Below are 26,600 nucleotides of genomic sequence, written 5' to 3' on the forward strand. Positions count from 1 at the left end.
GAATGAAAATAGCAACCGTGGTCGGAGCGAGACCCCAGTTCATCAAGATGGCCCCAGTTTCGAGGGAGCTGAGGAAGTACTTTGACGAGATTGTAATCCACACCGGTCAGCATTACGATTACGAGATGAACAGGATATTCTTTGAACAGCTGAGTATTCCAGAGCCGGACTACTACCTCGGCGTCGGCTCTGGAAGCCACGGCTACCAGACCGGGGAGATGCTGAAGAGGATTGAGGAAGTTCTAATGAAGGAGAAATCTGATTTAGTTCTGGTCTACGGGGATACAAACTCGACACTCGCCGGCGCTCTCGCCGCCGTTAAGCTTCACATAAAGGTGGCCCACGTTGAGGCAGGCCTAAGGAGCTTCGACAGGAAAATGCCCGAGGAGGTGAACAGGGTTCTGACAGATCACATCAGCGACTACCTCTTTGCCCCCACCGAAACCGCGGTAAAAAACCTTCAAAAGGAGGGAATCACGGAGGGAGTTTACCTAACCGGGGACGTAATGTATGATGCCCTCCTTTATAACATTGAAATTGCAAGGAAAAACTCAAACATTCTGGAAGAATTGGGTCTAAAGCCTAAGGAGTACCTGCTGGCCACCGTCCACAGGGCGGAGAACACTGACAACCGGGAGAACCTGGAGAACATCATTGATGCATTCATCGAGAGTAAGGAGTTGATAGTCTTTCCAGCCCATCCAAGGACCCAGAAGTACCTGAAGGCCTACGGGCTGATGGAAAAGATTGAAAAAGCCCCAAACATTGTTCTAACACAACCAGTGGGCTATTTAGACATGCTCGTCCTTGAGGAGAACGCCAAGAAGATTTTGACGGACTCCGGCGGGGTTCAGAAGGAGGCGTACTTCCTCAAGGTCCCCTGCATAACACTAAGAACGAGGACGGAATGGGTTGAGACGGTAGAGGACGGGTGGAACGTGCTCGTTGGAGCCGACAAGGGCAGCATCCTGAACGCAATAAGGAGCTTTGAGCCAAGGGGTGAGACGTACTCGTACAGGTTCGGGGACGGGAAGGCGAGTGAGAAGATCGTGGGGATATTCACCGGACGGAGGGATTAAATGGAAACCTTAATCTGGAATTCATTGTTGTCCCTGTATTCATGGGTAAAAAAGGAGAGATATAGGGGGTGGGATCCTTATGATTGGCTTTCATCCCCGATAGCAAAAAAACTGAAGAGTAAACCTGTTAATTTCATCCTCCTGCAAGCCAATCTATATTCTCCAATAAATCTCCGCCCAAAGCTCAGGATTAAAAAAGGGATCAGCAACAAAGCGGTGGCCTTATTTGCTCAATCTTACCTAACTCTCAGTAGCATAACAGGACGACCAGAATTCAAGGCAGAAGCTAAACGTGCACTTTCATTATTGGATGAATATAAAATAGAAACTTCCACAGGCATTGGATGGCCCAGCCACTATTTTAGCTTTTTTGGGCCAAAACATTTGCTAACTCCCGAGGTGCCTGACATTGTAGGAACCTGCGAAGCCATAAAGGCATTCTCGATGGGATACAAAGAGTACAAACTAAAAAAATACAAACGCATTGCTTCTAAAGCTGTAAATCATATTTTAAACGAACACCTCAGTCAAAAGGGTGATGTGGCGTATTTTAAATACACTCCTCACGAAGAGGGAAAAATTGTATTCAACGTATCTGCACTAACACTAGAATCCCTGAGCTACTACCTTCGGCTTGTTGAATATGATGAAAAATTAGTAAAAATTGGATCAAGGACTATAAAGTTCCTACTTCAATACCAAACACCAAATGGAGCCTGGCCGTATTCGTATTATCTTGACTCAAAAAAGTTCTACTTCCAACTTGATTATCATCAGGGGTTTATCATTGATGGTTTGCTTGAGTTTCTGCCCTATATCATGGATCAGCATCTAGCAAGAAAAACTATGGACTCTATACTAAAAGCCACTAAGTTTTACATGGACGTCCAGTTTAACCACCAAGGAGTTTCATATTATCGCTATCCAATAAAGTATCCCATTGATGTTCATAATCAGGCCCAGGGAATAATAACTTTTTCAAAGCTTTACAACACATTCAATGAACCGAAATACTTGAATTTCGCTGAAAGAATAGCAGAGTGGACTATTAAGAACATGCAGGACCCAAGTGGGTATTTTTACTCTCACAAATGGCCAGGTTTTGCTAACAAAATACCCTACATGAGATGGGGTCAAGCCTGGATGATGATGGCGTTAGCCACACTCCTAAAGACATACACAAACAACCAGAGGGGTGCTATATGGAAACCAGGGTGAAGCTTCGTCATCCGATTTTTATAGTAAGCATCTTCCGGACCGGTTCAACTTTACTCACGAATATTCTAAATGCAAATTCATTTATTGCTATGATTCCGGAGGAAATCCACCTATGGAATCCATATCCGTGGGCATTTGACGTTATGACACTATGCAAAACACACAAGATTTCGAACGAAAGAGACATTGAAATGCTTATAGATAAATTATTTTCGGAGCGAGTACTTTACGGCGGATTCTGGAAGAAACTTAACAAATTTGAACTAAAGAAAGAGCGAGTTACTAAAAATGCAATTAAAATCTACCAAGAATTTGGAGAAATCTCTTGTATAGATATAGTTAACCTAGTTTTTTTAGAGTTTTTGTCCAATACGGATAAAATTAGAATCGGTGGAAAAAATCCGGTTTACGGTCGAAATGTTGAGTTACTGAACACTCTTTATCCAGATAGCAAAATTATCTGTCTTGTTAGAGACCCCAGGGCCATATACTTATCAAAGACCAATGACGAGTTTTCAAGAGAGGTGAAATCCAAGTTGCGCTGGAAGTGTCTTGTGACACTCTTTGACTTTGCGACATTAGTCAGGATTATACTAGAATATACGTGGCTGTTTAGGACATGCAAGAGTCACAAGAATGATGAAAATGTTATTCTTACTAGATACGAAGACATCGTAACTTCTCCCCGAGAAAATCTCAAAAAGTTATGCCAGTTCTTGGATGTTCCCTTTGAGAAAGATATGCTTTATGTAACTGGCAAACCATCAAGCATAGACAACAAAACGACCCGCAGAAGTATTGATCCGAAAAGTGCATACAAATGGAGAAAAAAAATAAAACCCTGGCAATATTGGATATTAACAGAAATATTACATAAAAGCATCGAATGGTTTGGATACCCGGTGAAGGCCTATGATTCATATAATAATGACGATTGATTACGAGATATTTGGAAATGGACGGGGAGATGTAAAACGTCATATGATTGAGCCGATGAACAGGCTCTTAGGTATCACTAACAGGTACAATGTGCCGCTAACAATAATGTTCGAAGTTTATGAGTATATTTACTTTAAAAAATACGACGACCGGCTTCGGAGGGATTTTGGATATAGCCCCGCAGAAATAATTCAAGATCAGATAAACACAGCATATGAGCATGGGCATGACATTCAGCTCCATATTCACCCACAGTTCGTCAAAATGAGATATATCCACAAAAGATTCATTCCAGAGATTCCGGAGTTATCCGTCTTTGATATGAATGAGCAAGAGGTGTACAATCTAATCCGTAGAGGGAAAGAGACCTTAGAGTCCATGATAAGTGCCAATGATTATCAATGCAATGCATTGAGATTGAGTAATATGGGGTGGGTTCCTGCTCCAGTACACGTGGCAAGGGCTATGGAACGGCTTGGTATTGTCGTTCATTCGTTGGCAAGTATGTGTGCACCCATCAGAACTACGGGCTACCAGAGAATCGGTGACACCCGTGTCTATGAGATACCAATCTATACAGTACCCACCAAAGGATACGAGTATTTAAAGCCAAGATATCTCTCAACACTCGCCTATGTGTGGTTACACAGCCCCCCCAGGATTTTCAAAAAATCCGATAAAAAACTCACAAGCCATAAAGATCATCAAAACTGCAGAGGAATAAAATGGGACCTCTCAAAGCTGTCATACAAGGACATGATAAAAATGCTTGACTATGCAATAGAGCACTATGACTATGAAAACTACGAAATCCCTCTGGTTATGATTGGGCACACAAAAGATTTCTTCAACGACAAAAATCTTGAAAAGTTCATTAAAACTGTCCTCGATGAATATAAGAGTACCGTTAGATTCAGTACATTTAGTAAATTTATAACTGAAAACTTACAACGGTGATACCATGCGCGTTTTAATGGTCGGAACCGTTAAAACCAGAGGAGCCGGTGGCATGGCAACCCACACGGAAGAACTAATAACCCACCTACGCAAATTGGGAATTACCGTTGAGCATTACAAGACTGCCCCTGCCAAAGAATATCCTAAAGTAATAGACAAACTACTCCGAGCGTACACTCGGACAATAGGACTGTCCATTAAATTATTAAAGGATTCCAAAAACTTTGACATTGTGCATATCCAAGCTTCTGGACCATTAGGGGGACTTCTTCCAGCTATTATTGGTGCGGTCTGGAGAAAATTACTGAGATTTAATCTAATAGTAACATTCCATTATAGGCCTGACAAAGAGTTCTTAAAAAAACACAAACGAATCTTTGACTTGATTTTTTCTCAGGCCGAGGTATTCTTCGTTGTTTCTCAGAAACAGAGGGAAAACATTACGGAGATATTTGGGGACAAAGCAGCACAAAAAACCATGCTGACATACAATGGGTTTGATTCAAATATATTTCACCCAATGGATAAGAGATTATGTAGAGAAAAGCTTGGACTGCCCGTTCAGAAAAAAATTATATTAAATGTTGCTAATATGTATCCCGTTAAAGGACATAAATATTTGATAGAATCGATGAAATATATAATTAATCATCGACGAGATATTCTCCTTGTTATCGTGGGGGATGGCCCAAGTAGGGATGAGTTAGAAGAACAGGTAAAACAACTACAACTAGATGAGTGTGTTAAGCTTATTGGCCCACGGCCTCATTCTGAGATTCCGCTGTGGATGAATGCTGCTGATTTGTTCGTGTTATCGAGCTTGAGTGAAGGCAACCCCACTGTAATGTTTGAAGCATTAGGGGTTGGACTTCCCTTTGTAGGAACCGCAGTTGGAGGCATTCCTGAGATAATAATCTCCAAGGACTATGGTTTACTGTGTCCCCCAAAAGACCCAGAATGCCTAGCGGAAAAAATTTTAATAGCCCTGAACAAAGAGTGGGACAGAGAGAAGATAAGAAAGTACGCGGAGCAGTTCACGTGGGATAATATCGCAAAGAGAACTCTGGAAGTATACAGAACTGTCACAACTAAATTGAACGAATAGGTGAGTGGAGTGATACTGCATATTTTTAAGAATCCCAAGAGAAATGCAATTCTCTTCCTTATATCATCATACGTGCTTTACATGAGTGGTATAGTATATTTATGGCAACATCCAGAAACTACATATGTCCTTTTTATATTCACTCAAAGCAGTAAGGCAATTTTCATACTAACCATGTCCGCCATGTCTGTTATGGCAGCATTCATTTTAATCAGTATAAAACGAACGTCAAAAAATAACACACTCCTTTGGATATCCGGGACATTATTATTAACGCTGATAGTGCTCTCATCGATATTTCTATGGAGGATTCTGGGTTATTATTTCATTGTTGGCATGGACATATACAACTACATAGGGATGGCAAAAGATATCATACATTTTTCACATGTCCCCCAAACTCCATATTATCCAAGCTTTTATCCTGCCCAGCCATTACTATATGCAATATTGCATCTTGTTTCTAGCATTAGTGTTTTTAACGCCTTTGTTTATGCTCCCGCTTTGTATTATTTAATGAGTGTACTCATTCTATATCTAACGTCTAAATATCTGATAAACCAAACCAAGAACCTCAGAAACATTGTAACAGGAGGATTAGTGTCCATTTTAGTCCTTCCCAATTTTTTCAATGAATTCATCTACCCATATAACCAGACATTCTCGATAATAATCTTCGGAGTGGTTATATACATATACTTAAAATACCAAACAAAAAAAGAGCTTAAGTATCAAGCGTTGCTACTGCCTGTGCTAATAGTACTCCCCTTTACACATCCGATTCCAGCATATATAATGGGCCTTATACTATTAGGAGAGCTTATTATTAACAGAAACCGGTACTCAACATCATTATTCGGGATATACACCATCACATTTATTGCATGGATACTCATCGTGAGTACTGGTGGCTTAATGGGATTTGCCCTCAGAAATCACATGAAATCTATTCTTCAATACACAACCGCCGAAAAAACCGAGCAACTAATTGGCACAACTATGGCTGCAGGGAAAAGCATCACAAGCTTGATAGCATATACACTCGCCGAGATTCACCCAATTCTGTTGTATTCATTGATAGCATTTGTCATATTTTTAAAGTCCTTCTCTAAACATATAATGGCCAGCACAAGGTCACATTATCCCATGGCCGTTACTAAAATAATAAAAATATTATGGTTGCCGATTCTGGGCTATACCCTTCCCTCCACACTAACTTTTCTGCATAATCCCACCCGATTAGCACTAGATAATCCATTTATATACTTCATCGTTCCCGTAGCCATATACGGGATTATTATCCATCTTTCTAACGGATCAAAGCTCCGTAAGCCAGTCACCATACCGCTAGTGACCTTAGCAATAGTTATTATTTTGACAAGCTCAATTCTACTGCCAGCAATAGAATACAAAATAGCATTTTATCCCTCAAAAACAAAAACTTGGCAAGAGCCCATTTCTGTTAGATTCTACGAAACTTACAACAATCCCAGAGGGAAAATTTATGCAGCAGGATCTCAAACGCAAATTGGCTCTTACATCTCAAAAGACCTTGGAAAGGTTTACCATCCTCGGCAGCATCTCCTAGAAACACTAGAAATCAATGATTTTGCATATATTTTCATACTAAGAAAGACCATACTGACATACACAGAACTATACCCCGGCTACAAATATACAAGGGAATTTTTTACTCAAACGTATATTGAGTTTGAACTGATTTACAGCAACGATGAGGTCAAAATTTTCATGAATAAAGAAAAACAGGAGGGTTGGAGCTGATGCTTGGGAGTAGCAATCTTAAGTTAGACCTTGTACACTCTCCAGCAAAATTCACGACAGTAATCCCGTTGAGTAACTATAGCCCTGCAACTTCTCACTTATTAGCGGATGTTTCTAGATTTTCACTTGAGTTAGGTTTTAATGTTGTCAAGATACCTCGTATATACATAAAGAACACGAAATTCCCAAAAGTCTGGCGGGAATTCCATGGATTGCCAAAGTACATTTCAGCTATAAAAAAATCAGACATATTATTGATACCATATCCAGCATTGTTTACTCCGGTATATCCCTCAACAATTTTAAGTTACCATGACTTAAAAAATATACACTACATTCTAGAGAAAAAGAGATATATTGTCTTTGTGTTTGACCTGCCTATTGAGCGCGAACGAACCAAAGGAAGGGTAGGATATTCCATTGATATCGAAAAAAAACTCTTTAAAGATTCATCTGCAATCCTAACATTCAATCCCCAAATGGACAAAGTACTAAGGGAACGCTATGGGTTAGAGGATAAGGTATTTGTCCACTTTGAGATTTTGGATTATTACACTGAATTCATCCCCCCTGAACACAAGAGTCTAGAGTATCCAAGAAAAGCAGTTCTAGCTGGCAATCTTTCAAAGCAATACATTGGAGAAAGCCTAATTAAATATCTAGAGAATTATAGCAGAGATGATATTGTGTTCACCTTAATTGGAAGGAATCAATCTTGGATTAAATCTTTACCCCCAAACATCAAGTACAAAGGTTTCATAAATAACAGAATGAAGTTACACAAAGAAATCTCAAAGCAAGATTTTGGCATTATTAGTTATTCATCCTCATTAATACCTTATTTAAGATTTGGTTCAACGTCGAAATTTTCAACATATATTGCTTCAGGGATTCCGGTGATAGTACCAGTAAAAGCAACATATTTAACAAAGATCGTTAAGAAGTACAACGTGGGAGTTACATATAAAAATGAGAATGGGATAGAAAAAACTATACTTAGAATTACTTCACACAAATATTTGAAACTTAGGAAAAACGTCCTTGAATTGGCTAACAAGATCAGGGAGGGATACTTCTTTAAACGCGCCCTACTCCAAGCATTGGAATCCATAGACCCTAAAAGATGAATTACCATTCATCAAATTGGGAGAGGGATCAAAATGATAGACAAACCAAACATTATCTTAATAATCCTCGACACCCTCCGCAAAGATTACGGGGAGAAATACTTGGGCCCAATGCTCCAGGAGCTCGGATTCGTCTACTACCCAAATGCAATTGCCCCCTCACCGTGGACGTTGCCCACCCACGCCTCTATTTTTACGGGCAGGTATCCCGCATTTCACGGGGCCCATGAGACCAATGTCATAAAAATACCCAAGGTCAGGCTTAAAAGATACCGCGAATACCTGCCAGCATACCTTTCAAATATCGGGTACCATACAAGTCTCATAAGCGCAAATGTGTTGGTTCAGCCTGCCTTTGGTTTCAATGGGTTTCATGAAAGTTACGATATTTTCTGGGCTCCTCCTCAAAAAATAACCCGCTCAGATTTAGAAAAAATCAAAAGATACTCTCCCAAAAAAGCAAATTATATCATGATTGCTCTGAAGTTACTTCGTCATGGTGAGATATCAACCATCTGGCATGCAACTTTTGACATTTTGTGGAACCGGGGAATCCTTCCGCGTCTAAAAAGGTATCCTCTTGAGAAAGGAGCGACCCAGGCAATCTCTATTTTAAAGAAAAAAGTAAGGTCTAAGGGCAAGAACTTTATCTTTGTAAACCTTATAGAAGTCCATGAGCCATATAGTATGCGGTACCCATCTCAAGGGGGGATAGTGCTCACACTTACCGGGAAAGTCACAGAGGACATTTTAAAGGATTGGCAAAAAGGGTATATAAAAGAGACGATATACTTGAGAGAGAAGTTAAGAGACTTACTGAACACCTTGCAGGAAAGGATAGACTTCGACAATTCTCTGATTATTGTTACAAGCGATCATGGACAGCTTCTAGGAGAGGACAATCGCATTGGGCATGGGGCATTTTTAGACGACGAACTCATTAGGGTACCTTTATGGATAAAATATCCTGAATCATGGAGAGAAAAACCAAAAGAGGAGTCTCATCGTACTGGTTACATTTCACTAACTAATCTCTATCACTTTGTACTCAGTAGTCTAACTAAACCAGAGATATCCACAGATACCCTATTCTCACATGTGGCATTCTCTGAAAGTTATGGAAGCCCGAACTACATCCCAGAACTGGAAATATCAAAAGAACACAGGGAACTATTGAACAAAGTTGAAAAATACCGCATCGCCATCTACTACAAGAACTTCAAGGGCATCTTCAACGTCACGGACTGGAAGTTCGAGGAAATCAGATCCTACGATCCCAACGTGGAAGTTACGGAAGACGTTGTAAAGCACATGAAAAAGGAAGTCATAAAGTTCCTCAAGACCGCCACCGTTGCCAAAGTCCCAAAGATAAAAATCTAAACAAACCTTTTCAGCACTTTCTTTATTATCCCCAGATCAACCCCAAGCCTCTTCTCTATAGCCAGGATTAGCTCAACATCCTCCTTATCGACACTCCCGCTGAGGAGCACCAGAGGGACATAAACCCCAAAAAAGGCCGCCAGAACCAAAATTGCCCACCATATATTTGATACCTGCAAAGGACTCACCATCACCAACCCCAGAAGAAGGAATCCAATGACCAGCGGCTTCACGTAGCTCCAGCCGAAGGGATGAATCCCCGTCCGCTGGTAGAGCCAGAACGACCTGAACACGTTGGCAACGAAATAGGAAACAGCCGTGGCCACCGCCGCACCGGTCATTCCATACTCCGGGATCAGGAGAAGGTTCAGGACAACGTTGGAAATCACCGCAAACGTGTCCCCGATCATGTTGAGCTTGGGCTGCCCGATGACGAGCAGTGAAAGTCCGTTGAGCCCCAGGAGGGTGTGGAACATAAAGCCGACACTCAGTATCCTCAGAGCCTGGGCGGCCGCCAGGTACTTCTGTCCGAAGAAGAAGGAGATGGCAACCTCCGGGAACAGAAACAGGAGGGCGAAGAGCGGTAAGGTAAGGAAGAATATCCACTTGGTGAGTATCCGGTACACCCTCCCCATCTCCTCAATCTTCCCCCGCGCGTACAGCGGCGTGACTATTGGAGCGTATAGTATGCCAGCGGAACCAAGGAACACCGGTATCAGCCGGGCCAGGGGAGAGGCGGCGTTGTACAGGCCAACGACCTCCGAGCCCTTGTAATGCCCCAGCATGAGCGTGTCCGTCCAGGTCATCAGAAAGTTTAGTATTCCCACGAGCATGAGGGGAACTGAAAAGAGCACCAGCTCTTTGGCTACCTCACGCCGGACAGAAAGGCTGAAAGTGATCAGCCCAATCCTGCGGATTTCAAGGAGGAGCACCGCAAACGTGAGGAACTGGGCAATCACATAGCCCCAGAAGACGGCAGTGAACGGAAGCCGGAGTAGGGCAATGGCAAGAACAAGGGCCAGCCATATCAGGGGGTAAAGGACGTTCTGAATGTAGACCTTCTCCCGGACCCGCCCAAAACCGCGGGAAATGGCGATTATTACCCCCGTGAGGGCCCAAAACGGCAGGGCAAAAACCACCACCCTGAGCGCATAAATCAACCTGTCATCATTGAAAAGCCCGGCCAGTTCGTCGGCCCCAAGTAGGAGTACCCCCACCCAGAACAGACTGTTCAGGGCGACTATTATTAAAGCGGTGGAAGTCAGGTCAGCGACTTTTTGGGGTTCTTTTTCCCTGTAAAATGCAACCTCCCTGGGCAGGGAATTTGAAAATCCAAGCATAACAATAACTAAGGCCACGTTGAGGACGGTCAATGCCAGGTTGAACACACCGTACTCTCCAGTGGAAAAGTACCTCGCAATAACCGCCCTGCTCAAAAACCCGAAGAACATTGAAATGACAGTCCCGGCAAAAACAATCCCCGTCCCTCTGGCAATCTTCTGCAGTGCCTGGCTTGCCTCGCTCATGGGATTTCACCTTTTGACTCATTTAACTCGTGATTGACTCACGGTGAGTCTTTAGCTTGTACTTTCCTACAGATGATCAAAGCGTCTCATACATTTTAAAGCGGTACATCCTCCCAACATCCTGACGAGTTTATCGACCGGCTCCCAGTTTAGCCGCGAGCTGGGACAACGTCTTCCACCCTAAAAACTCCCCTATCCAGCACTGTCTTCCCTTGGACGTAGGTGTAGCGAATGACGACGCTCCCGTTGATGTCAGCTGGGAGCACGAACGCATCCTTTCCACCAACGCTATACCACTTCCTGAACACGAGCGTTCCGTTATCCAGGAAGCCATAAATTCCTAAGGCCGTTCCGGTAGTATTGGTGAACCTGAGAACAATGGAGCCGTTTTCTGTCCTTACAACGACGTTAGGATGCTTGAACTGGAAAATCTTCACGTAGCCGCCGTCGGAGTACAGGAGGAAGTAATCCTCTGGGTGCTCGTCCGTGAACATCAGCCTGGCGAGGGTCGTGTTGAACGCTTTTCCGTTCATCAGCACGGCGTAGCCGTAGTTGAGGTTGATGTAAACGTAGGCGTCGGCTGTGGGACGGCCGGAGGTCGTCACCTCATTAACCTCTGCACCGCTCTCAACGAAGACCCTTGAAGGCAGCAGGAAGCGCCCGTTGATGTTCACCTTGACGTCCCACTCCTTCCCCGGGACGGCCATTATGGAGTATGGCCCGTTGGAAAAAACGAGGACCGCACCACTGGAGGGCACCCTGTGGAGCACCACGAGGCCATACCCGTCCGGATCCACCCCAGCAGTCTCCATAACCGCCCCAAACTTCATCAGAGTATCGTAGGAGACGATGACGTAATCGACGCCGAGCTTCATCAGGTCGTTTTCCCCATTGAGACCGAGGTAGTACCGGGCCACCCATCCGCTGGGCCCGCCCTGAGCAACAGGGGCCCTCCTCGCGAAGTACGTTACCCAGTGCCCCTGATCCCACCAGGTCAGGACGACGTCGTTTATGTTTGAGTGCTCCCCCAGATACATCAAAGCATTATCCCATCCCTCATTTACAATGGGATGAACTCCCCATGTTGCGCTGAAGCCATAGTATGCAGAAAAGAGCGAGACGCCGAGCAAGAGGGCCGAGGTGAGCAGGGATAACCACCTGCGCCCGCTTCCGGCACATTTTTTATTCCAGGAGAGCAGGGTATCGTGGAAAGCCACCAGACCGATGCCCGACATTATCGCAACGGCGAGGGAAGCTATAAACAGGAACCTCGTCCAGATGACCGCCATTGGTAACATAACCACCACTGTCCCAAGAAGCAGGAAGTCACCTACCCCCGGTCTTTTCAGGAAGCGGAAGAAAAACAGGGGGATAAACAACCCGGTTATGCCATACGCCTTCCACCAGTCGCCGAAAGAAGTCCTCTGTGTTTCAGCTATTGGACTTTCTGGGAAGATACGAAGGAGAGCATCGTTTACGATGCCATAGTACCTGAAAACCAGCCAGAACGCGGCGACAACCCCAATCGCGACCATCAGTACCCTCAACTTCTCATCGCGAACGAGCCTGGAAAGGACAGCTAAGGCACCGACAGTCGCCATCGAGAGAGGAATGGTGTACTTGAGGTACAGGAGAAGGAACAGGTCCTTGATGAAGCCGAACTGAACCCCGAGCTCCTCGGCCAGCTTTCTCCCGAGCCAGTGGGTGGCGCCCACCATGCCGTACCCGAGGTGGAGGCCTATTGAGTTGGCCAGGATGGCACCAAATGCCAGGGAGGTCAGGATGGCCAGGGAATCGACGATGTACCTGTCCCTCCTGAGGAGGAACGCACCCACGGCGAGGAAGAGGGCGTTGGCGGTAACAAAGGCGAATATGGGGTAGTAAGCCTGCCAGAAGGCCGCGGAAAGGCCGGCGAAAACTCCGGGAAGGAGGTAGAAGACCAACCGCTTGTACCTCCACGAGGGGGATTTCCTGGAGAGCGCCAGGGCCATGCTGAGGAGGGCAAAGCCGTACCAGAAGAGCATGTAGTTGTCGCCCCTGTAGTAGCCGGCCATCGAGCGGAAGACGTGGCCGAAGCTCACCGCCAGAAGAAACGCCGAGAGAAAGGCTTCCCTTTTGCCGTAGAGCTTTAGAACGGCCAGGTAAGTAAACAGTACGGTGAGGACGCCGAATACCACAGGTGTTATTCTGAACGCATTATAAAGGGAAACGCCCAGCGGGGAGAGGAGCTTATAGAAGTATGCGGGCGTCATCCAGAGACCGAGGGGATGGAAACGGCTTATCTGGTAGCCCCACGGGCCGGTGGCGTAGGGAAAGAAGTTCACCCATTCCCCTTTCTCCAGCGCGTAGCGAATATACGCGAGATGAAAATATGGATCGTAACCGAGGAGGTACTTGAAGCGCATTGGAAGGAGCCTAATCACGGAGGCCAGGAAGACTAGCGCCAGAATAGCGCACCTCGGCCTGAGAAGTAAGCGGTATGCCCCCTCCAATTTTTCCCGGATCCCAGCAGGCTCCATTTACCTCCCTCACTCTCCCCTCTGTATCTTCGCGTGCCCGCCGACGAGGCTCTTCCTCAGCTCGAGGTTCCTTATCTCGCACCTCTCGTCTATTATAGAGCGCCAGATGGTGGAGTTTTTGATAACGGTGTTCCTGAAGATTATGGAGTCGCTAACGTCGGAGTTCTCAATGACGCAGTTCTCGCCTATGTATGCGTAGGGACCAATTATGGAACGGCCGAGTATTTTCGCACCGCGCTTTATGACGACCGGCGGGATTATCTTGGCGTAGGGGCTTATCTGGATCTCCTCGACGTGGCTCTCGCGTAGCAGGGTCTTGAGGGCCTCCAGGTAGCTGTCGGCTGAACCTATGTCATACCAGTACTCGGAGAAGCGGTATGCCTTTATCGGCTCGCCCCTCTCCAAGAGCCACTGAAGGAAGTAGCCGGGGGAATCGCGGTTGCCGTTGGAGAGGTACTCGTCGATGCGCTCCATAACAGCCTTCGGGAACACGTAGACGCCGGTGCTTATGAGAGTCGAGCGCGGCTGGGCCGGCTTCTCTTCAAAGGAGATTACCCTGTCCCCCTCCAGGACCACCACGCCGTAGCGCTTGGCCAGGTTGAGGTCACCGACGTCGTAGACCGCTATCAGCGTCCTGCCATCGTAGGCCCTGAGAAAGTCCTCCAGGGAGAAGGAGAAGAGGTTGTCACCGGCGATGACGAGGTAGTCGTCAAGGCCCAGCTCATCGACGGCCTTCTTCATGGCCCCGATCGTGCCGAGCTTCTCCTCCTCGTGGAGGGTGTCCTCGACGATGAGCTCAACCCCCCGCTCCTCCGCGTAGGGGCGGAAGTGAGCCTCGAAGAAGCGGTTCGTGGAGATGTAGGTCTCGAGTCCAAGCTCCTCCACCTTCTCCAGTATGTAGTCCAGTATGACCCTGTTACCGACGGGCAGGAGGGCCTTGGGGTTGTCCTTGGTTATGGGCCAGAGTCTGGTGGCGTAGCCGCCCGCCATTATGAGGATCTTCATTGACACCACCACTGCAAGGTCATCAAAGCCGTCACAGATTGAGTCCAAACGTATTTAAATAATTTTGTCTCATCATCGGCGGTGGTACGAATGAAAGTCCTGGTAACGGGAGGTGCCGGGTTCATAGGCTCTCACCTGGTGGACAGGCTGATGGAGCTTGGCTGGGAGGTCAGGGTTCTCGACGACCTCAGCGCGGGAAGCCTGGACAACGTAAGGCGCTGGCTGGGCAAAGAACGCTTCGAGTTCATCGAGGGGGACATGAGGGACCCGAAGATCGTTGAGGAGACGGTTGAAGGCGTCGATGCCATCTTCCACCTCGCCGCCAACCCCGAGGTTAGAATAGGCTCCCAGAGCCCGGAGCTCCTCTACGAGACCAACGTGCTCATAACATACAACCTGCTCAACGCGATGAGGGACTCAAAGGCCGAATACCTCGTCTTCACGAGCTCATCGACGGTCTACGGCGACGCGCCCGTGATTCCAACGCCCGAGGACTACGCCCCTCTCGAGCCGATAAGCGTCTACGGCGGTGCCAAGCTGGCGTCAGAAGCTTTAATCAGCGGGTACGCCCATACCTTCGGGTTCAAAGCTCTGATATTCCGCCTGGCTAACATCATAGGCGAGCGCTCCAACCACGGGGTAATCTACGACTTCATAAACAAGCTCAGGAAGAACCCGGAGGAGCTGGAAATACTCGGCGACGGGACGCAGAGGAAGAGCTACCTCCACGTGAGCGATACGGTTGATGGAATGCTCAAGATCTTTGAGCACTTCAGGAAAGGAACCCAAAGGGTGGACTTCTACAACCTCGGCAACGACGACTGGATAACGGTGACGGAGATAGCCAAGATAGTGAGCGAGGAGATGAACCTTAATCCGAGGTTCCGCTTCACCGGCGGCGTCGACGGCGGCCGCGGCTGGAAGGGCGACGTCAAGTTCATGCGCCTGAGCATAGAGAAGGCAAAGAAAACAGGCTGGAGGCCAAAGCTTGACAGCTACTGGGCCGTGAGGAGGACCGTGAGGGAGCTTCTCGCCTCACTCCCAGGCTGAATTTCACTTTATGACCTCGTACACCTTTCTCGCCACGATGAAGGCGAAAGCTAGAAGGAGCAGGTAAGCGGAGAACTTCAGCGAGTCCTTGACGTCCCTCGGCAGGTAGAACGCGCCTATCTCAAGGGTTATCAGAATGCCGATGAGGGCAACGGTGAGGAATATCTCAGTCGAAGGGCTGAGGAGGGCCGAGAGGACTATCCAGACAGCGAGGAACAGGAGGACGTTCTCCCTCATAGCCATTTTTCTATCCCACCGAGGCGCTCTAGGGTTACCTTCACGTGCTCGTTCTTTCTCTCAACCGAGCGGATCCTGAGAAGTTCACCCGTGCCGATGGCTATTCCCAGGAGAACCGCCGAAACGGCAGGGTCGGCGTGAACGGAACCGTCACACAGTGGCTTGACGAAAACCTCTATCGTCCCGTCCTCCCTCTCAAAGGCCTCCGCCGAACCGAGCCCCAGGGCGCTCAGGACGGAGGAGACTGCTGAGGAGGCATAGCCAACTCCAGTCCCAGAAAGCTCGCCCACGTTCTCGATTGTGTACTCCAATATTCCCCAGCCAGGGGGAGGGCTTACTAGCAGGCCGCTTTCCGCCTCCGGGCCGGTCACGAAAACGCTCTCACCATCGAGCCTTCCAAGGGGGAGGCGGAAGTCGTCGGTGCTCGGGAGGAACACGCCGCCGGAGGGCAGGTTTTCGTAGGGCGGGATCACCACGGGGGAGCCCGTTAGATTCAAACCGCGCCGGAGGTTTTCCAGGAAAGCACAGGAGGGCTCAACGGCCAGAAGAAGGGCCTCCTTGTCCACCCTGTCCCCGAGGGGCAGTGCTGCGAGAACCAGGCCGAGCACTATGGCACCGAGGCCAAGATTAACAACGCCCGTGCTTCCTGAGGTACCCCCGTAGTACCACAGCACGATCCCAGTTATTGTCAGAACACTCCCGGCGAGGCGTCCCATTTTAACACCTTCGATGAATAAACTTAAAAGGTTTTTATGCCTTATGGGTGTGATAGCGATGAGGAGGGTTCCACTTTTAATAATCCTTATTCTAATCATAGGCTCCCTCCCCCCTGCGGCTGGAACGGCCGTGTCAGAACCGGTTCAGCGAGACGTTTTTTTGTACAACTACTTCTCGAAGGTCCTCATCAGGTTTGAGTACTCCCTCAAGTACGCCCTCCTTAACGAGAGCTACGGCCTAAAGCTGGCCAACCTGACCCTCAACGAGCTTGAGCTCATAAACCAGGAGAGCCTGTATTACCGGGAAAGGGGAGTGAACTCGACGGTAATGGTCGTGATACCTCCATTCCACGAGTTCGCCCAGGACCTCCTAGTCCTGACCCGGCTCACCCTTGAGTTCCACAGGAACCCCTCCCCCGAGCTCGCCGCAGGGATCCTGGGAACAGTGGACGACATGGAGAAAGAGCTCAACGCCATAGACCTGCTGAAGCTCCGCAACGGAACGAAGGTCCTCACCTTCAACACGAAGGGCGTCAGGAAGGAGCTGGAGAAGATAAGAAACCTCGCCTCCTCCGCCCCACCGGGTGGGGGTTTCCTGATAGGCGTCTCGACCGACGAACCTATACTCCACCAGACCATCACGATATTCGGCTCCTGTCCCGGCAACGACACCGTAACGATAGTGATAGAGGGCGGGAACTCCACTGTGCTGCTACCTGTGACACCCTCGAACGGGTTCTTCTCAAAGAGCTACCGATTCAGCGAGATTGGAACGTACAGGATACACGCAACCCAGGGGGGAAACAGCTCGAACACCGTGGAGGTAAGGGTGAGGAAGATCCCGACGAGGTTCATCGTCGATGATGTTTACAGCTCGCTCATCAACCATACCGTCACGCTCTCCGGAAGGCTCGTGGACTACTACGGCGAGTACCTGGGGGGCAGGGAGATAAAGGTGGGAAACGAGACACTGAAAACAGGCCCGGACGGTGGCTTCTCCAGGGAGTACTTCTCGCCCACGGCTGGAGAGTTCACAGTCCTCCTCAGGTTCGCGGGAGATGAAGAGCACGAGGGGACGTCAAAGAAGGTACGGATCGTGTTCTCAAAGTATCCAGTTTCCATAACCCTGACCGGTCCATCAAAAATCACACTGGGGAAAACGGCCACCTTTAGGGGAACCCTCGAACCGAAAATACCGGCCACGCTGGTGGTGTACGTGAACGGGACGGAGCACTCCCGAATAGAGTCCCTGGACGGCAATTTCACGTTCACACTGAAGCCAGATCTCCCGGGAGAGTTCGAGGTTTACGTCAAATTCCCGGGCAGCTTGAGGTACGGCGAGGCCGAGTCGAACACGGTTATCCTCAGCGTGGTTCCCCCGGAGAGCGCGTGGCCCAGGTACGCCGCGATAGCGGTTCTTGGGATCCTGCTGGTGGCCGGGACGGCGGTGCTGAGGAGGCGCGGGGAAGGAAAGGCGCCCTCCCCGGAGGGACCGGAGGAAATCCCCTCTAGGAGAGCGCCAGTGACGGTGGAAGAGTGGATCGAGGTGCCGGAGGACGTCGGTGAAGCGTACACCCTGCTGAGGAAACTGCTGGCGGAGAGGCTCGGCGTGGGGGAGAACCTCACTCCGAGGGAGGTGCTGAGGGCTCTCGGCGGGTGGGAACTCTACCCGGAGCTGGAGAGGGTGACGCTATTGCACGAGAAGGCGGTCTACGGTGAATTGCCCCTGAGCGGGGAGGAGCTGGTGGAGTTCAGGGAAAACATCGAGAGGCTCGTGAGGGGGCTTGAGAGATGAACAGGACGGTCAAGTACCTCACACTCCTCCTTCTGCTCTTCGCCCTCATCACGATGCCCATAACCGTGCCCCTCTTCAAAAGCTCGACCCAGTACAGTATCTTCAACTGGAACTGGGACGGGACTTCCAAGTTCGCGAGGCTGGCCGGTTCCATGGGCAGGGAAATCGTCCCGATCTTCGAGTCCTTTGACATCGCCAACATCAGCGAGAAAAGCGGTGTGCTCCTCATAATCGGACCCAACATGACGTTCACCGACGCGGAGGTGGCACAGATAAGGGCGTTCCTCGAGAGGGGCAACACCGTCCTTATAGCGGACGACTTCGGAACGGGGAACGATATCCTCCGCGCCCTCAAGCTGCCGGTTGGAATATCCGAGTACCCCCTCAGGGACTTCTTCTACGAGACCGATGACAGGCTCATCGTCGCTGTCAGAATAGAGAACCCCCTTCTTGCCAGGAACGTGAGCAGGATCGTCACCAACGAGCCCTCCGGAATAATAGTGGCCAGAGAGGGAGAAGCCTACGCCAGCAGGGTCGCAATGATAAACCTGCACAGGAGAATGTTCCCGATAATGGCCGAGGTGCCCTACGGGAAGGGCAGGGTCATCGTGCTCTCAGACCCCGACGTTCTCGCCAACATGCAGTTCAGGGATAACGAGCAGTTCCTGCGCAACCTCGTGGACTACCTCGGTGGGGGAACCTTCTACTTCGACGAGGCCCACCACCCGGACTTCAGCCTCTACACGGTTGGAACCGTCACGGTGACGCGTGTCCTGCCAAAGGACAGGGCGGGAGAGCTGATACTGGCAGTAGCGACGCTCCTTCTCGCGAGAGAGCTGGGACTGTTCAGCGCGCTTGGAAGGCTTATCCACAGGCTCCTCTCGCGCTTCTTTGGGCGGAAAGTGGGCACTGAGGAACTCGCCCTGGCCCTCGCCAAGGAGCGGGGCTGGGACGAGGGAGAAGTACTGGAAATGCTGAGGAGAATGGGTGGTTGATATGATACTGGAGAAGATAAAGGGAGAGGTCGGAAAGGCCATCGTGGGAATGGACGAGATAGTCGAGCTGATGACGATAGCCCTGATAGCCAACGGACACGTGCTCCTGGAGGGTGTTCCTGGGATAGCCAAGACAACCCTGAGCAAGAACTTTGCCAACACCCTCGGACTGAAGTTCTCCAGGATACAGATGACTCCAGACCTGCTTCCAGCCGATATACTCGGCCACACCTTCTACGACATGCGCTCCGGGCAGTTCAAGCTGAGGAAGGGGCCGATATTCGCCAACGTGGTCCTGGTGGACGAGATAAACAGGGCCTCACCCAAGACCCAGTCGGCACTGCTGGAGGCGATGGAGGAGAGGCAGGTAACGATAGATGGCCTGCCCCTCAAGCTGCCCGAACCCTTCATAGTTCTGGCCACCCGCAATCCAGTCGAGATGGAGGGCGTCTACGAGCTCCCGACCGCCCAGATGGACCGTTTCATGATGAAGGTAGACATGACGTACCTCCCGGAGGAGAGTGAAAAGGCGATGCTCCGGAGAAAGAGCCTCGGCCAGTTCACAGAGGCCCAGCAGGTCGTCCTGGGCAGCGAGATAGCGGGCGCCAAGAGGGAGGCCCTCGCAGTCAGGGTGAGCGATGCCATCATCGACTACATCTACGAGATAGTGAAGGAAACCAGGCTGGACGAGAGGGTTATCCTGGGCGCCTCCCCCAGGGCTGGTGAGCACCTTCTTTATGCCTCGAAGGTCAAGGCCTACCTGGAGGGCAGGAGCTATGTGATCCCAGACGACGTGAAGTGGCTTGCCGTCCCGGTGATAGCCCACAGGATAGTGGTGAAGCCCGAGTACGAGGTCGAGGGCGTAGATGGAAAGGGCATAGTGAGGGACGTCCTTGAGAGGGTAGAGGTGCCGACGGAATGAAGCGCGCCGAGATCCTGCTGTCCCTCGCGGGGGTCGTTTCAGCCGCGGCCTACCTCCTGGGGAACCCCTCCGTTGCCCTGGTGGGAGCGGCGGTGATGGCCCACTACTCGATGGCCAGGACCGGCTTCCGCCCCAGCCTGAGGGTCAGTAGAGAGGTGCCGGAGAGGGGAACGGAGAGGGAGCCGGTCAAGACTTCCCTCACCGTGGAGAACCTGGCCCCCCTGGACGGGAGGGTGAGGATACGGGAGACCTCAGGGAAGGTCTTTGCGAGGGAGCTGACGGTCGAAATAGATCCGCTCGAGAAAAAGCGCCTCGAGCAGACCCTCATACCCCTCTCGAAGGGCCGCGTGAAACTCAGGGCGGAGGCGGTCTTCGAGGACGGGCTGGGGCTCTTCAGGAAAACCTTCCCCGTGGAGGGAAGGGACGAGGTTACCGTCTTCCCGTCACCGCTGGGCATAAGGGAGGCAATGAGGGAGAGGCGCCAGATCAGTGCCCTCTCCGAAACCGAGAAGGCCCTGGGGATAGGTGCCGAGACCCTCGAGTTCGAGGAGCTCAGGGAGTTCCTGCCCGGGGACGACATAACCAGGATAGACTGGAAGGCCACCTCAAGACTCCAGGAGGTCGTGGTCAGGGTGTTCAGGAGGGAAACGCTGGCGGACGTCTACGTGCTGATAAACGTGGACGGGAAGTTCAGGAGGGAGATGCGCACCGGCAAGGTGGACTACCTGGTGCTCATACTGGCTCAGCTCATCGCCTACTTCAGGAGGTTCGGCCACGCTGTGAGGGTGGTGGCCTACGACGACTCCGGCATAGTGAGGTTCGTGGGGCACTCCAGCGACCCCCTAGCGGTTCTGGAGGAGCTCGGGCTGAAGGGGGAGGAGGGACTTCCGCCCCTCCGACCCTCCCGGCTCGCGGGGGAATCAGCGCTCGGGAGGATAGTCCGAAAAATCAGGAGCGGTTCGGAGGGCTCAGGAGTGCTCAAGGCTGCGATGAAGCCCGGAACCGGCTCGTACGTCATCATAATAGACGACCTCGGGCTCCACCCGATGGAGATAGTCAAGGCCGCGAGGGTGCTGGCCAGGAGGGGCTCCCAGGCGGTACTTCTCTACCCCAACCCGGTTCTCTTCATCGACCGCTCTTCCATTGACGAGAAGACCCTCGAGGCGGCCTACAAAGCCTACCGCGAGAGAAAGATGCTGGCGAGAAAGGTCTCCGGCTGGATCAAGGTCATCGAGGTCGGTCCGAGAGACCTGCTCCCGAGGGTGGTGAAGAGGCTATGATGGGACTGGTGGCTCCCCTTCTGGCTGGCATAGCGCTCAAGAACCCGGTCTTCGTCCTGGCCGCCGTCCCGTACCTCCTGAGGGCGAGGGGACGAAACGCCTCGCTCGTGGCGTTCTACGCCTACGCCCTCGCCCTTGCCCTCACCGTTAAGGGCGGTTCGATATACGAGTGGGCCGGCCTTAAAACGGCCGTCCTGACGTCGGCATCAACGTTCCTGCTCCTCGACGAGGTGCTGGGAGGGGTGAACCTCGGAAGGGACAGGCTCGTAGCAACAGCGCTCCTCCTCGCCTCGGCGGTCAGCGATCTACTCCTCGTTCCCGCGATGGTCGGCGCGGTGATGTACTCGGCATGGTCCCGCTTTGGGAGGACCTCCCTCTACCTCATCGCCTGGCTCGCCGGATCCGCGGGCTTCCTGTACCTGCTGAGGGAAAAGCTCTCCGATCCCGTCGTTCAGTCATTCGTCATAATTGGTCTCGGGATAGCGTTCCTCCTGGCGGCGGAGAGGAACGACGTGGAGTTCATCGAGGTGGGCCTGCGTGAGGAGAAGTGAGGGCTTTCTGATCTTCTCCCTCGCACTCACGGGGGCGCTGTTCGTCATCTACCGCAGTCCCCCGATACTCTACTTCGGCCTCCTCTATGCCATGGTGGTGGCGTTTTCGAGGGAAAGACTGGAAAAGAAACCAATTAACCTGAGCGCCTCAACGATCACGGGAGTGCTCCTAATAGTGGCCTCCCCCGTGTTCCTCCTGGTCAGATTTGGAGAGTACCCAAGCCCCGCCACGTTTCAGGCATTTGTCCTTGTAGGAACCTCGCTGGTGCTATTCAGACCCAGGAGCACGGTGGGTCCGAATTTGATAGCCGCCGCCGAGGCGCTTCTGGCGATGAGTTCAAGGAGCGACTTTGTTGACGCCATGGTGGCCAGAACGAGCGACATCTTCGTTGATGCGACCTCCCATCTCGTCAGAGGGCTGATATACCTCTTCGACGTCCCCATAACCATGAACGGCAACGTGGCGGTGATCAGGAACAGCGTTGTCATAATAGGCTCCGGCTGCTCCGGACTGGACGCGTTCGTTCTCTACCTCCTGGCCTCGCTCCTCCTGATTTATCTCCGAAAGTCCAGGGGAAGGGAGGCGGCACTCCTTCTCCTCGGCGCCCTCGGGATAATACCCCTCAACGCGGTGAGGATATTTACCCTGCTCGTCATAGGCTACCACAGCGGGATCTCCTTTCTCGAGCTCTTCCACTCCCACCTGGGAGACCTGATGTTCATAGTCTACGTCTTTGCCTACTGGTGGTGGGTGCTGAAGAAAAAGGGAAAAACCTCAGCCCCTGCGGAAGAGCCACAGGAAGCCGAGGAGAACAACTAAACCCAGCGCGCTCCCGAAGAAGGGAACCGCCGTCACGTCCAGGGGCTGGGAGTAGTCAATCGAGCCGTCCGCCAGCTCACCGTCCGTGTCAAGGGGAGACATCAGATCGACGACCTTCGGCGAGCCAGGATCCACGGTGCCACCCTTGCCGTCCCCGATGAGCACCAAGACGTTGATGCCGATGCTGGAGGCGTCCCCCAGCAGGGCCCTCGGAACGGCCACCTGAACCACGTCGTTCACGGTTGAGACCACGGCGTAATAGTCACCGGAAACTTCCCCGAAAGACGAGTCGTAGAGAAGAACCGCAGGCGAACCGAGGAGCCTGTCGCTGGGAAGGTTCGGCCGGGAGAGATCGAGCACCAGTGCGTAGTCCCAGCCCGGCGAGTAGGAGAGGCCGCCGGAGAGGGGCACCGTGGTGTTGGCGCCGGTTCCGGTGTTGAGGAGAACCTCTATGACGGGAGAGCCGAAGAGACCCACACCCGTCAGGTTTGCCAGTTTTATGGAGATGTAGAGGTACTCCCCATCGGCCCTGACGCGGACGCTCTCCAGGTCGTAGTTGGAAGCCGGGAGGGGGTAGTTCTCGGTGGCATGAACGTCCGCGGAGGCGTCGTGCCAGGCGTACTCTCCGTTGATTATCTCGCCCGTGTTGGGGGCCGGGAGGTCCGACGACCAGCCCACCTCGTCGCCGGTCAGGACGTCCGAAATCCCCGCCGGAGCATCAGGTGCCAGGTAAACGCGATAGCTTCTTCCGCCGTTGTCGTCCCAGTGAGAGCCGTCGGTGAAGGCCAGCTCGATGGAGCCCCAGCCGGGATCGGTCTGGAGGATCGCCTTCCAGAGCCCGTTCTCGTACGTCATCTGGACATCGGAAGCGTCGAGCCAGCCATCATGGCCCCAGTGGAGGGCAATTGAAGAGGCACCTTCAAGGGGGCCGCCGGTGGCGTTGTAGTAAACCGTCACGCTCTCTCCCGCCGAAGGAACCGCCGGAGCGGTCCAGAAGCTTCCGGAGAGGGGCGAGCTGAGGAGCTTCCCGAAGAGTGAAGCGTTCCAGGGGCCGGCGAAGAGGTAGAACCTGGCGTCGGAGTCAAAGCTTATCTCGTCCACAACGGCCAGGGTTCTCCAGTCCTCGCCCCTGTTGAAGGACGCGGGAGCTGGAATCACGTACGCCCCGAGGGTGTCGGTCACGGAGTTGTAGTAGCCGGCGACGGCACCGGAGTAGAGCCAGGTTCTTCCGACGTTGGCCTTTCCGCTGAGGAGCATGTCGGAGATGCCCGGGGAGAAGCCGGTCTTGACGTAGGTTCTCCCGCCGACGTTGCGGTAGGTGATCTCGAGGTAAGGCCAGCCCTCTTCGAGGTTGATGACCTTGTAGAACCCGCTGGGGTGCCTCGCCACGACCACGACCCTGCCGTCGGAGCCGTCCTCCAGTATCTCCAGCTGGTAGTAGTCGTTCTCGTAGGTTCCGCCGTCGTAGGCGTCGCTGAGGGCCCACACGTGGTTTCCATCGTTGTAGTCGCCCTCCGTCCCGCTCCACAGGGCCATCGAGTTCCCGATGACAACGTTCCCAGAGGAGTCGAAGAGCCAGCCAATGCGGCCGCCCACGGGGTCGATGACCGCGTAGAGCCTGTCGTTCTGTATAACGACCTCGTCATCGTTGTCCCCATCGACGTTCTTCCAGTAGGCGGAGAGGGGCTTGCTGGAATCGTTCAGCCACCAAGCGGCGTAGGCGTAAACCAGCGCGTGCCTCGCGTGGGCGGTGATTTCCTTCTCCCACCCGCTGATGGGACCGGTCAGGCCGTCGTGCCAGCCGGTTTCGTAGATGTTCGCCAGCAGGGTCGTCCAGGCCATCTCAACGAGGTTGTTGCTCACCCCAGCGTTCTCGAGGGCCTTGAGCTCCTGGTAGGCGTCCCACCACAGCCCGCCGGCAGATTTGGGACAGTTATAGGGGTAGTAGTTGATGGCCCAGTCCTTGTACCAGGCGTTCCTCTCGGCCGAGCCGTCGCCGTTCACGTCTCCAGTTCCGCCGTAGCCAGCCGTACCGCCGATTTCGGTGTAGGTTCCAGCTATTGGCCAGTAATCGCCGCCGTCGCCCCAGAACCTCCCGCCCTGCCAGGAGCTCCAGGACAGGACGTCGTCGAGCTTCACCGCCTGTATCCATGGGTGGGCGGCGACGTAGCGGACGAAGTAGAGGTAGTTCTCCGGATCCGTCGGCCAGCCGGCAACTCCAGCGGCCTTCTCCCAGTCATCGGCGTAGACGAGGATCTGCTCCTGGTCCGAGCTCAGGGCAAAGTCAAGGAAATGGCGCTTGATGTTGGTGCGCTCATCGGGATTGTAGATGCTGTCCTTGAGCCAGTCGTCGATGAAGAACACCCTGAGCTGGCCGTTCGGGAGCCGGTAGACCTTGTAGGGATTGCCGGCGTTGGAGCCGTGGGTGTTCCCGTCGAGTATGACCGCCTCCACGTAGGGCCTCCCGTCGGCCGGATCGATGGCGGCGAAGTACTCCCAGGGGTCGCTCTTCACACCGTTCACGGGGTCGGAATCGCTCAGGCCCGTCTCCCACACCCTCTCGGGCACCCAGGCCACGCGCGGATCGTAGGCAAAGAGGCGCCATATGAGCTCGTTTTCCTTCCCAAGGCTCCTGACGTTCAGATCCGCCGGGAAGAAGGGCATTATGTGCTGCCCATAGGCGGAGGTCAGGATCGATATCCAGCCCTCGGAGATGCCCTTGTTTATCTCCTCCCGGAAGTTGAAGTCACCGCAGTCGGGGTCGTTCCAGAGCAGGCTCTCCAGGAGAACCCCGCTGAGATGGAGGTTCACCGGGACCTTGTAGGCGTCGTGGGTCCTGAGTATCTCGTCGAAACCCGTCCCAACGCCGCCGCAGAACACGTCGGTGTAGCCGATGTGCTGGTTGCCGTGGTGGACGAAGGCCACCTTGGCCGTTCCAACCTTATCGTCGCTGGTGAAGTAGTAGTTGAGATCGTCCGGCATCGAATCGGTTACGTGGTATGGACTGGAGAAGTCCTTGGAACTGACCACCTGGAAGTGAACCTGCCCGCCCGAGGGGAAGTTGGGTATCCTGTCCTTGTACAGCTCGATCTCGATGAAGTCGTAGTCGGCGTTTAAGGAGACCGCCTTGACGACGTCGTTGTGGACGCTCCAGTCCGGGAAGTAGACGTTGTAGTTACTGGAATCGTACACCGCCACCGCCAGGTCCCAGGCCATTCCGCTCCAGATGCCGTTTCCGTTGCTGTCCACGAGGTTGTCCGGGAGCCAGTTCTGTCCACCATCTGCAAAGTCCATCAGAACGTACCAGTTGGCGTTTGCTTCCTCACCGATTTCAAGCTCGGTGACGTCGATGCGCAGGGTTATCGTGTCGGGGTTCTCGGAGTAGTAGAACGCCACGAGGTTCCCGGCCAGGTCGTCCCCATCGTCGTACCGGTACCAGAGGTCGTCGTGTCCGTCGAGGGCCTTGACGTTGTCGTAGACCCAGTCGAAGGGGCTCCCGTCCGCGGAGGGGTAGGCAACGGCAGGGTTCTGGAGAGCCGGGGAGATGATAGCCAAGAGGACGAGGGCGATTATTAAAGGCCTCTTCACTTTACTCAC

Annotated in this window: 21 protein-coding genes; 15 read left to right on the plus strand and 6 right to left on the minus strand. The window is 52.0% G+C overall.

Annotated features, from left to right (window positions below):
- Positions 1-2 precede the first annotated feature (2 nt).
- The 8 genes from wecB to CL1_RS04365 are packed head-to-tail and all read left to right on the plus strand — an operon-like array spanning position 3 to position 9,587.
- On the plus strand, positions 3-1,079 hold the full coding sequence (gene wecB / locus CL1_RS04330; RefSeq protein ID WP_014788670.1) for a non-hydrolyzing UDP-N-acetylglucosamine 2-epimerase: 1,077 nt from the start codon (positions 3-5) through the stop codon (positions 1,077-1,079).
- A complete protein-coding gene (locus CL1_RS04335; RefSeq protein ID WP_014788671.1) occupies positions 1,080-2,297 on the plus strand; it encodes a glycoside hydrolase family 88 protein in 1,218 nt (405 codons plus the stop codon).
- On the plus strand, positions 2,282-3,235 hold the full coding sequence (locus CL1_RS04340) for a sulfotransferase family protein (RefSeq protein ID WP_014788672.1): 954 nt from the start codon (positions 2,282-2,284) through the stop codon (positions 3,233-3,235). The genes CL1_RS04335 and CL1_RS04340 overlap by 16 nt, the downstream gene beginning before the upstream one ends.
- Positions 3,210-4,193, plus strand: coding sequence for a polysaccharide deacetylase family protein (locus tag CL1_RS04345; protein WP_014788673.1), 984 nt, complete (start codon positions 3,210-3,212; stop codon positions 4,191-4,193). The genes CL1_RS04340 and CL1_RS04345 overlap by 26 nt, the downstream gene beginning before the upstream one ends.
- A gap of 16 nt (positions 4,194-4,209) precedes the next feature.
- A complete protein-coding gene (locus CL1_RS10570) occupies positions 4,210-5,298 on the plus strand; it encodes a glycosyltransferase (RefSeq protein ID WP_237266279.1) in 1,089 nt (362 codons plus the stop codon).
- 9 nt (positions 5,299-5,307) lie between these two features.
- On the plus strand, positions 5,308-7,080 hold the full coding sequence (locus tag CL1_RS04355; RefSeq protein WP_014788675.1) for a hypothetical protein: 1,773 nt from the start codon (positions 5,308-5,310) through the stop codon (positions 7,078-7,080).
- Positions 7,071-8,207, plus strand: coding sequence for a hypothetical protein (locus tag CL1_RS04360; RefSeq protein WP_148267279.1), 1,137 nt, complete (start codon positions 7,071-7,073; stop codon positions 8,205-8,207). The genes CL1_RS04355 and CL1_RS04360 overlap by 10 nt, the downstream gene beginning before the upstream one ends.
- 33 nt (positions 8,208-8,240) lie before the next feature.
- A complete protein-coding gene (locus CL1_RS04365) occupies positions 8,241-9,587 on the plus strand; it encodes a sulfatase-like hydrolase/transferase (RefSeq protein WP_014788677.1) in 1,347 nt (448 codons plus the stop codon).
- Here CL1_RS04365 and CL1_RS04370 read toward each other — a convergent pair.
- From CL1_RS04370 to CL1_RS04380, 3 genes are all read right to left on the minus strand, one after another.
- Positions 9,584-11,113, minus strand: a complete 1,530-nt coding sequence (locus tag CL1_RS04370; protein WP_014788678.1) for a flippase — start codon at positions 11,111-11,113, stop codon at positions 9,584-9,586. The two genes, CL1_RS04365 and CL1_RS04370, sit on opposite strands and share 4 nt — an antisense overlap.
- A gap of 149 nt (positions 11,114-11,262) precedes the next feature.
- Positions 11,263-13,632 (minus strand): STT3 domain-containing protein, encoded by a 2,370-nt coding sequence (locus CL1_RS04375; RefSeq protein ID WP_014788679.1) that lies wholly within the window; start codon positions 13,630-13,632, stop codon positions 11,263-11,265.
- A gap of 9 nt (positions 13,633-13,641) precedes the next feature.
- Entirely contained in the window at positions 13,642-14,637 is a 996-nt protein-coding gene (locus tag CL1_RS04380; RefSeq protein ID WP_014788680.1) for a nucleotidyltransferase family protein, read from the minus strand.
- Positions 14,638-14,727: 90 nt separating this feature from the next.
- Here CL1_RS04380 and CL1_RS04385 point away from each other — a divergent pair, with 90 nt between their 5' ends.
- A complete protein-coding gene (locus CL1_RS04385) occupies positions 14,728-15,687 on the plus strand; it encodes an NAD-dependent epimerase/dehydratase family protein (RefSeq protein ID WP_014788681.1) in 960 nt (319 codons plus the stop codon).
- A 3-nt stretch (positions 15,688-15,690) separates the two neighbouring features.
- Here CL1_RS04385 and CL1_RS04390 read toward each other — a convergent pair whose 3' ends face one another.
- Positions 15,691-15,930: a hypothetical protein gene (locus CL1_RS04390; protein ID WP_014788682.1), complete on the minus strand. Its 240-nt coding sequence runs from the start codon at positions 15,928-15,930 to the stop codon at positions 15,691-15,693.
- Positions 15,921-16,640, minus strand: coding sequence for a hypothetical protein (locus CL1_RS04395; RefSeq protein WP_014788683.1), 720 nt, complete (start codon positions 16,638-16,640; stop codon positions 15,921-15,923). The genes CL1_RS04390 and CL1_RS04395 overlap by 10 nt, the downstream gene beginning before the upstream one ends.
- Positions 16,641-16,683: 43 nt before the next feature.
- Between CL1_RS04395 and CL1_RS04400 the strand changes: the two genes are divergently transcribed.
- From CL1_RS04400 to CL1_RS04425, 6 genes are read left to right on the plus strand one after another with little or no spacing between them, the layout of a single operon-like run.
- Positions 16,684-18,435 (plus strand): DUF4129 domain-containing protein, encoded by a 1,752-nt coding sequence (locus CL1_RS04400; protein WP_148267280.1) that lies wholly within the window; start codon positions 16,684-16,686, stop codon positions 18,433-18,435.
- Positions 18,432-19,430, plus strand: a complete 999-nt coding sequence (locus CL1_RS04405; protein WP_014788685.1) for a DUF4350 domain-containing protein — start codon at positions 18,432-18,434, stop codon at positions 19,428-19,430. The genes CL1_RS04400 and CL1_RS04405 overlap by 4 nt, the downstream gene beginning before the upstream one ends.
- Before the next feature lies 1 nt (position 19,431).
- Positions 19,432-20,352 (plus strand): AAA family ATPase, encoded by a 921-nt coding sequence (locus CL1_RS04410; RefSeq protein ID WP_014788686.1) that lies wholly within the window; start codon positions 19,432-19,434, stop codon positions 20,350-20,352.
- Positions 20,349-21,632 (plus strand): DUF58 domain-containing protein, encoded by a 1,284-nt coding sequence (locus CL1_RS04415; RefSeq protein ID WP_014788687.1) that lies wholly within the window; start codon positions 20,349-20,351, stop codon positions 21,630-21,632. The genes CL1_RS04410 and CL1_RS04415 overlap by 4 nt, the downstream gene beginning before the upstream one ends.
- Positions 21,629-22,183: a hypothetical protein gene (locus CL1_RS04420; protein ID WP_014788688.1), complete on the plus strand. Its 555-nt coding sequence runs from the start codon at positions 21,629-21,631 to the stop codon at positions 22,181-22,183. Before CL1_RS04415 ends, CL1_RS04420 begins: the two co-directional genes overlap by 4 nt.
- A complete protein-coding gene (locus CL1_RS04425) occupies positions 22,170-23,003 on the plus strand; it encodes an exosortase/archaeosortase family protein (RefSeq protein WP_014788689.1) in 834 nt (277 codons plus the stop codon). The genes CL1_RS04420 and CL1_RS04425 overlap by 14 nt, the downstream gene beginning before the upstream one ends.
- Here CL1_RS04425 and CL1_RS04430 read toward each other — a convergent pair.
- The gene (locus tag CL1_RS04430; protein ID WP_014788690.1) at positions 22,959-26,591 is read right to left on the minus strand and encodes a carbohydrate-binding protein; all 3,633 of its coding nucleotides are present in this window, start codon (positions 26,589-26,591) and stop codon (positions 22,959-22,961) included. The two genes, CL1_RS04425 and CL1_RS04430, sit on opposite strands and share 45 nt — an antisense overlap.
- Positions 26,592-26,600 lie beyond the last annotated feature (9 nt).

This window comes from Thermococcus cleftensis, assembly GCF_000265525.1.
GTDB classification, from domain to species: Archaea; Methanobacteriota_B; Thermococci; order Thermococcales; family Thermococcaceae; genus Thermococcus; species Thermococcus cleftensis.

Bases quoted from the DNA above. Each gene is read 5' to 3' on its own strand.
- wecB (WP_014788670.1), top strand. From the start codon at position 3: ATGAAAATAGCAACCGTGGTCGGAGCGAGACCCCAGTTCATCAAGATG.
- CL1_RS04335 (WP_014788671.1), top strand. From the start codon at position 1,080: ATGGAAACCTTAATCTGGAATTCATTGTTGTCCCTGTATTCATGGGTA.
- CL1_RS04340 (WP_014788672.1), top strand. From the start codon at position 2,282: ATGGAAACCAGGGTGAAGCTTCGTCATCCGATTTTTATAGTAAGCATC.
- CL1_RS04345 (WP_014788673.1), top strand. From the start codon at position 3,210: ATGATTCATATAATAATGACGATTGATTACGAGATATTTGGAAATGGA.
- CL1_RS10570 (WP_237266279.1), top strand. From the start codon at position 4,210: ATGGTCGGAACCGTTAAAACCAGAGGAGCCGGTGGCATGGCAACCCAC.
- CL1_RS04365 (WP_014788677.1), top strand. From the start codon at position 8,241: ATGATAGACAAACCAAACATTATCTTAATAATCCTCGACACCCTCCGC.
- CL1_RS04370 (WP_014788678.1), bottom strand. From the start codon at position 11,113: ATGAGCGAGGCAAGCCAGGCACTGCAGAAGATTGCCAGAGGGACGGGG.
- CL1_RS04375 (WP_014788679.1), bottom strand. From the start codon at position 13,632: ATGGAGCCTGCTGGGATCCGGGAAAAATTGGAGGGGGCATACCGCTTA.
- CL1_RS04380 (WP_014788680.1), bottom strand. From the start codon at position 14,637: ATGAAGATCCTCATAATGGCGGGCGGCTACGCCACCAGACTCTGGCCC.
- CL1_RS04385 (WP_014788681.1), top strand. From the start codon at position 14,728: ATGAAAGTCCTGGTAACGGGAGGTGCCGGGTTCATAGGCTCTCACCTG.
- CL1_RS04390 (WP_014788682.1), bottom strand. From the start codon at position 15,930: ATGGCTATGAGGGAGAACGTCCTCCTGTTCCTCGCTGTCTGGATAGTC.
- CL1_RS04395 (WP_014788683.1), bottom strand. From the start codon at position 16,640: ATGGGACGCCTCGCCGGGAGTGTTCTGACAATAACTGGGATCGTGCTG.
- CL1_RS04400 (WP_148267280.1), top strand. From the start codon at position 16,684: ATGGGTGTGATAGCGATGAGGAGGGTTCCACTTTTAATAATCCTTATT.
- CL1_RS04405 (WP_014788685.1), top strand. From the start codon at position 18,432: ATGAACAGGACGGTCAAGTACCTCACACTCCTCCTTCTGCTCTTCGCC.
- CL1_RS04410 (WP_014788686.1), top strand. From the start codon at position 19,432: ATGATACTGGAGAAGATAAAGGGAGAGGTCGGAAAGGCCATCGTGGGA.
- CL1_RS04415 (WP_014788687.1), top strand. From the start codon at position 20,349: ATGAAGCGCGCCGAGATCCTGCTGTCCCTCGCGGGGGTCGTTTCAGCC.
- CL1_RS04420 (WP_014788688.1), top strand. From the start codon at position 21,629: ATGATGGGACTGGTGGCTCCCCTTCTGGCTGGCATAGCGCTCAAGAAC.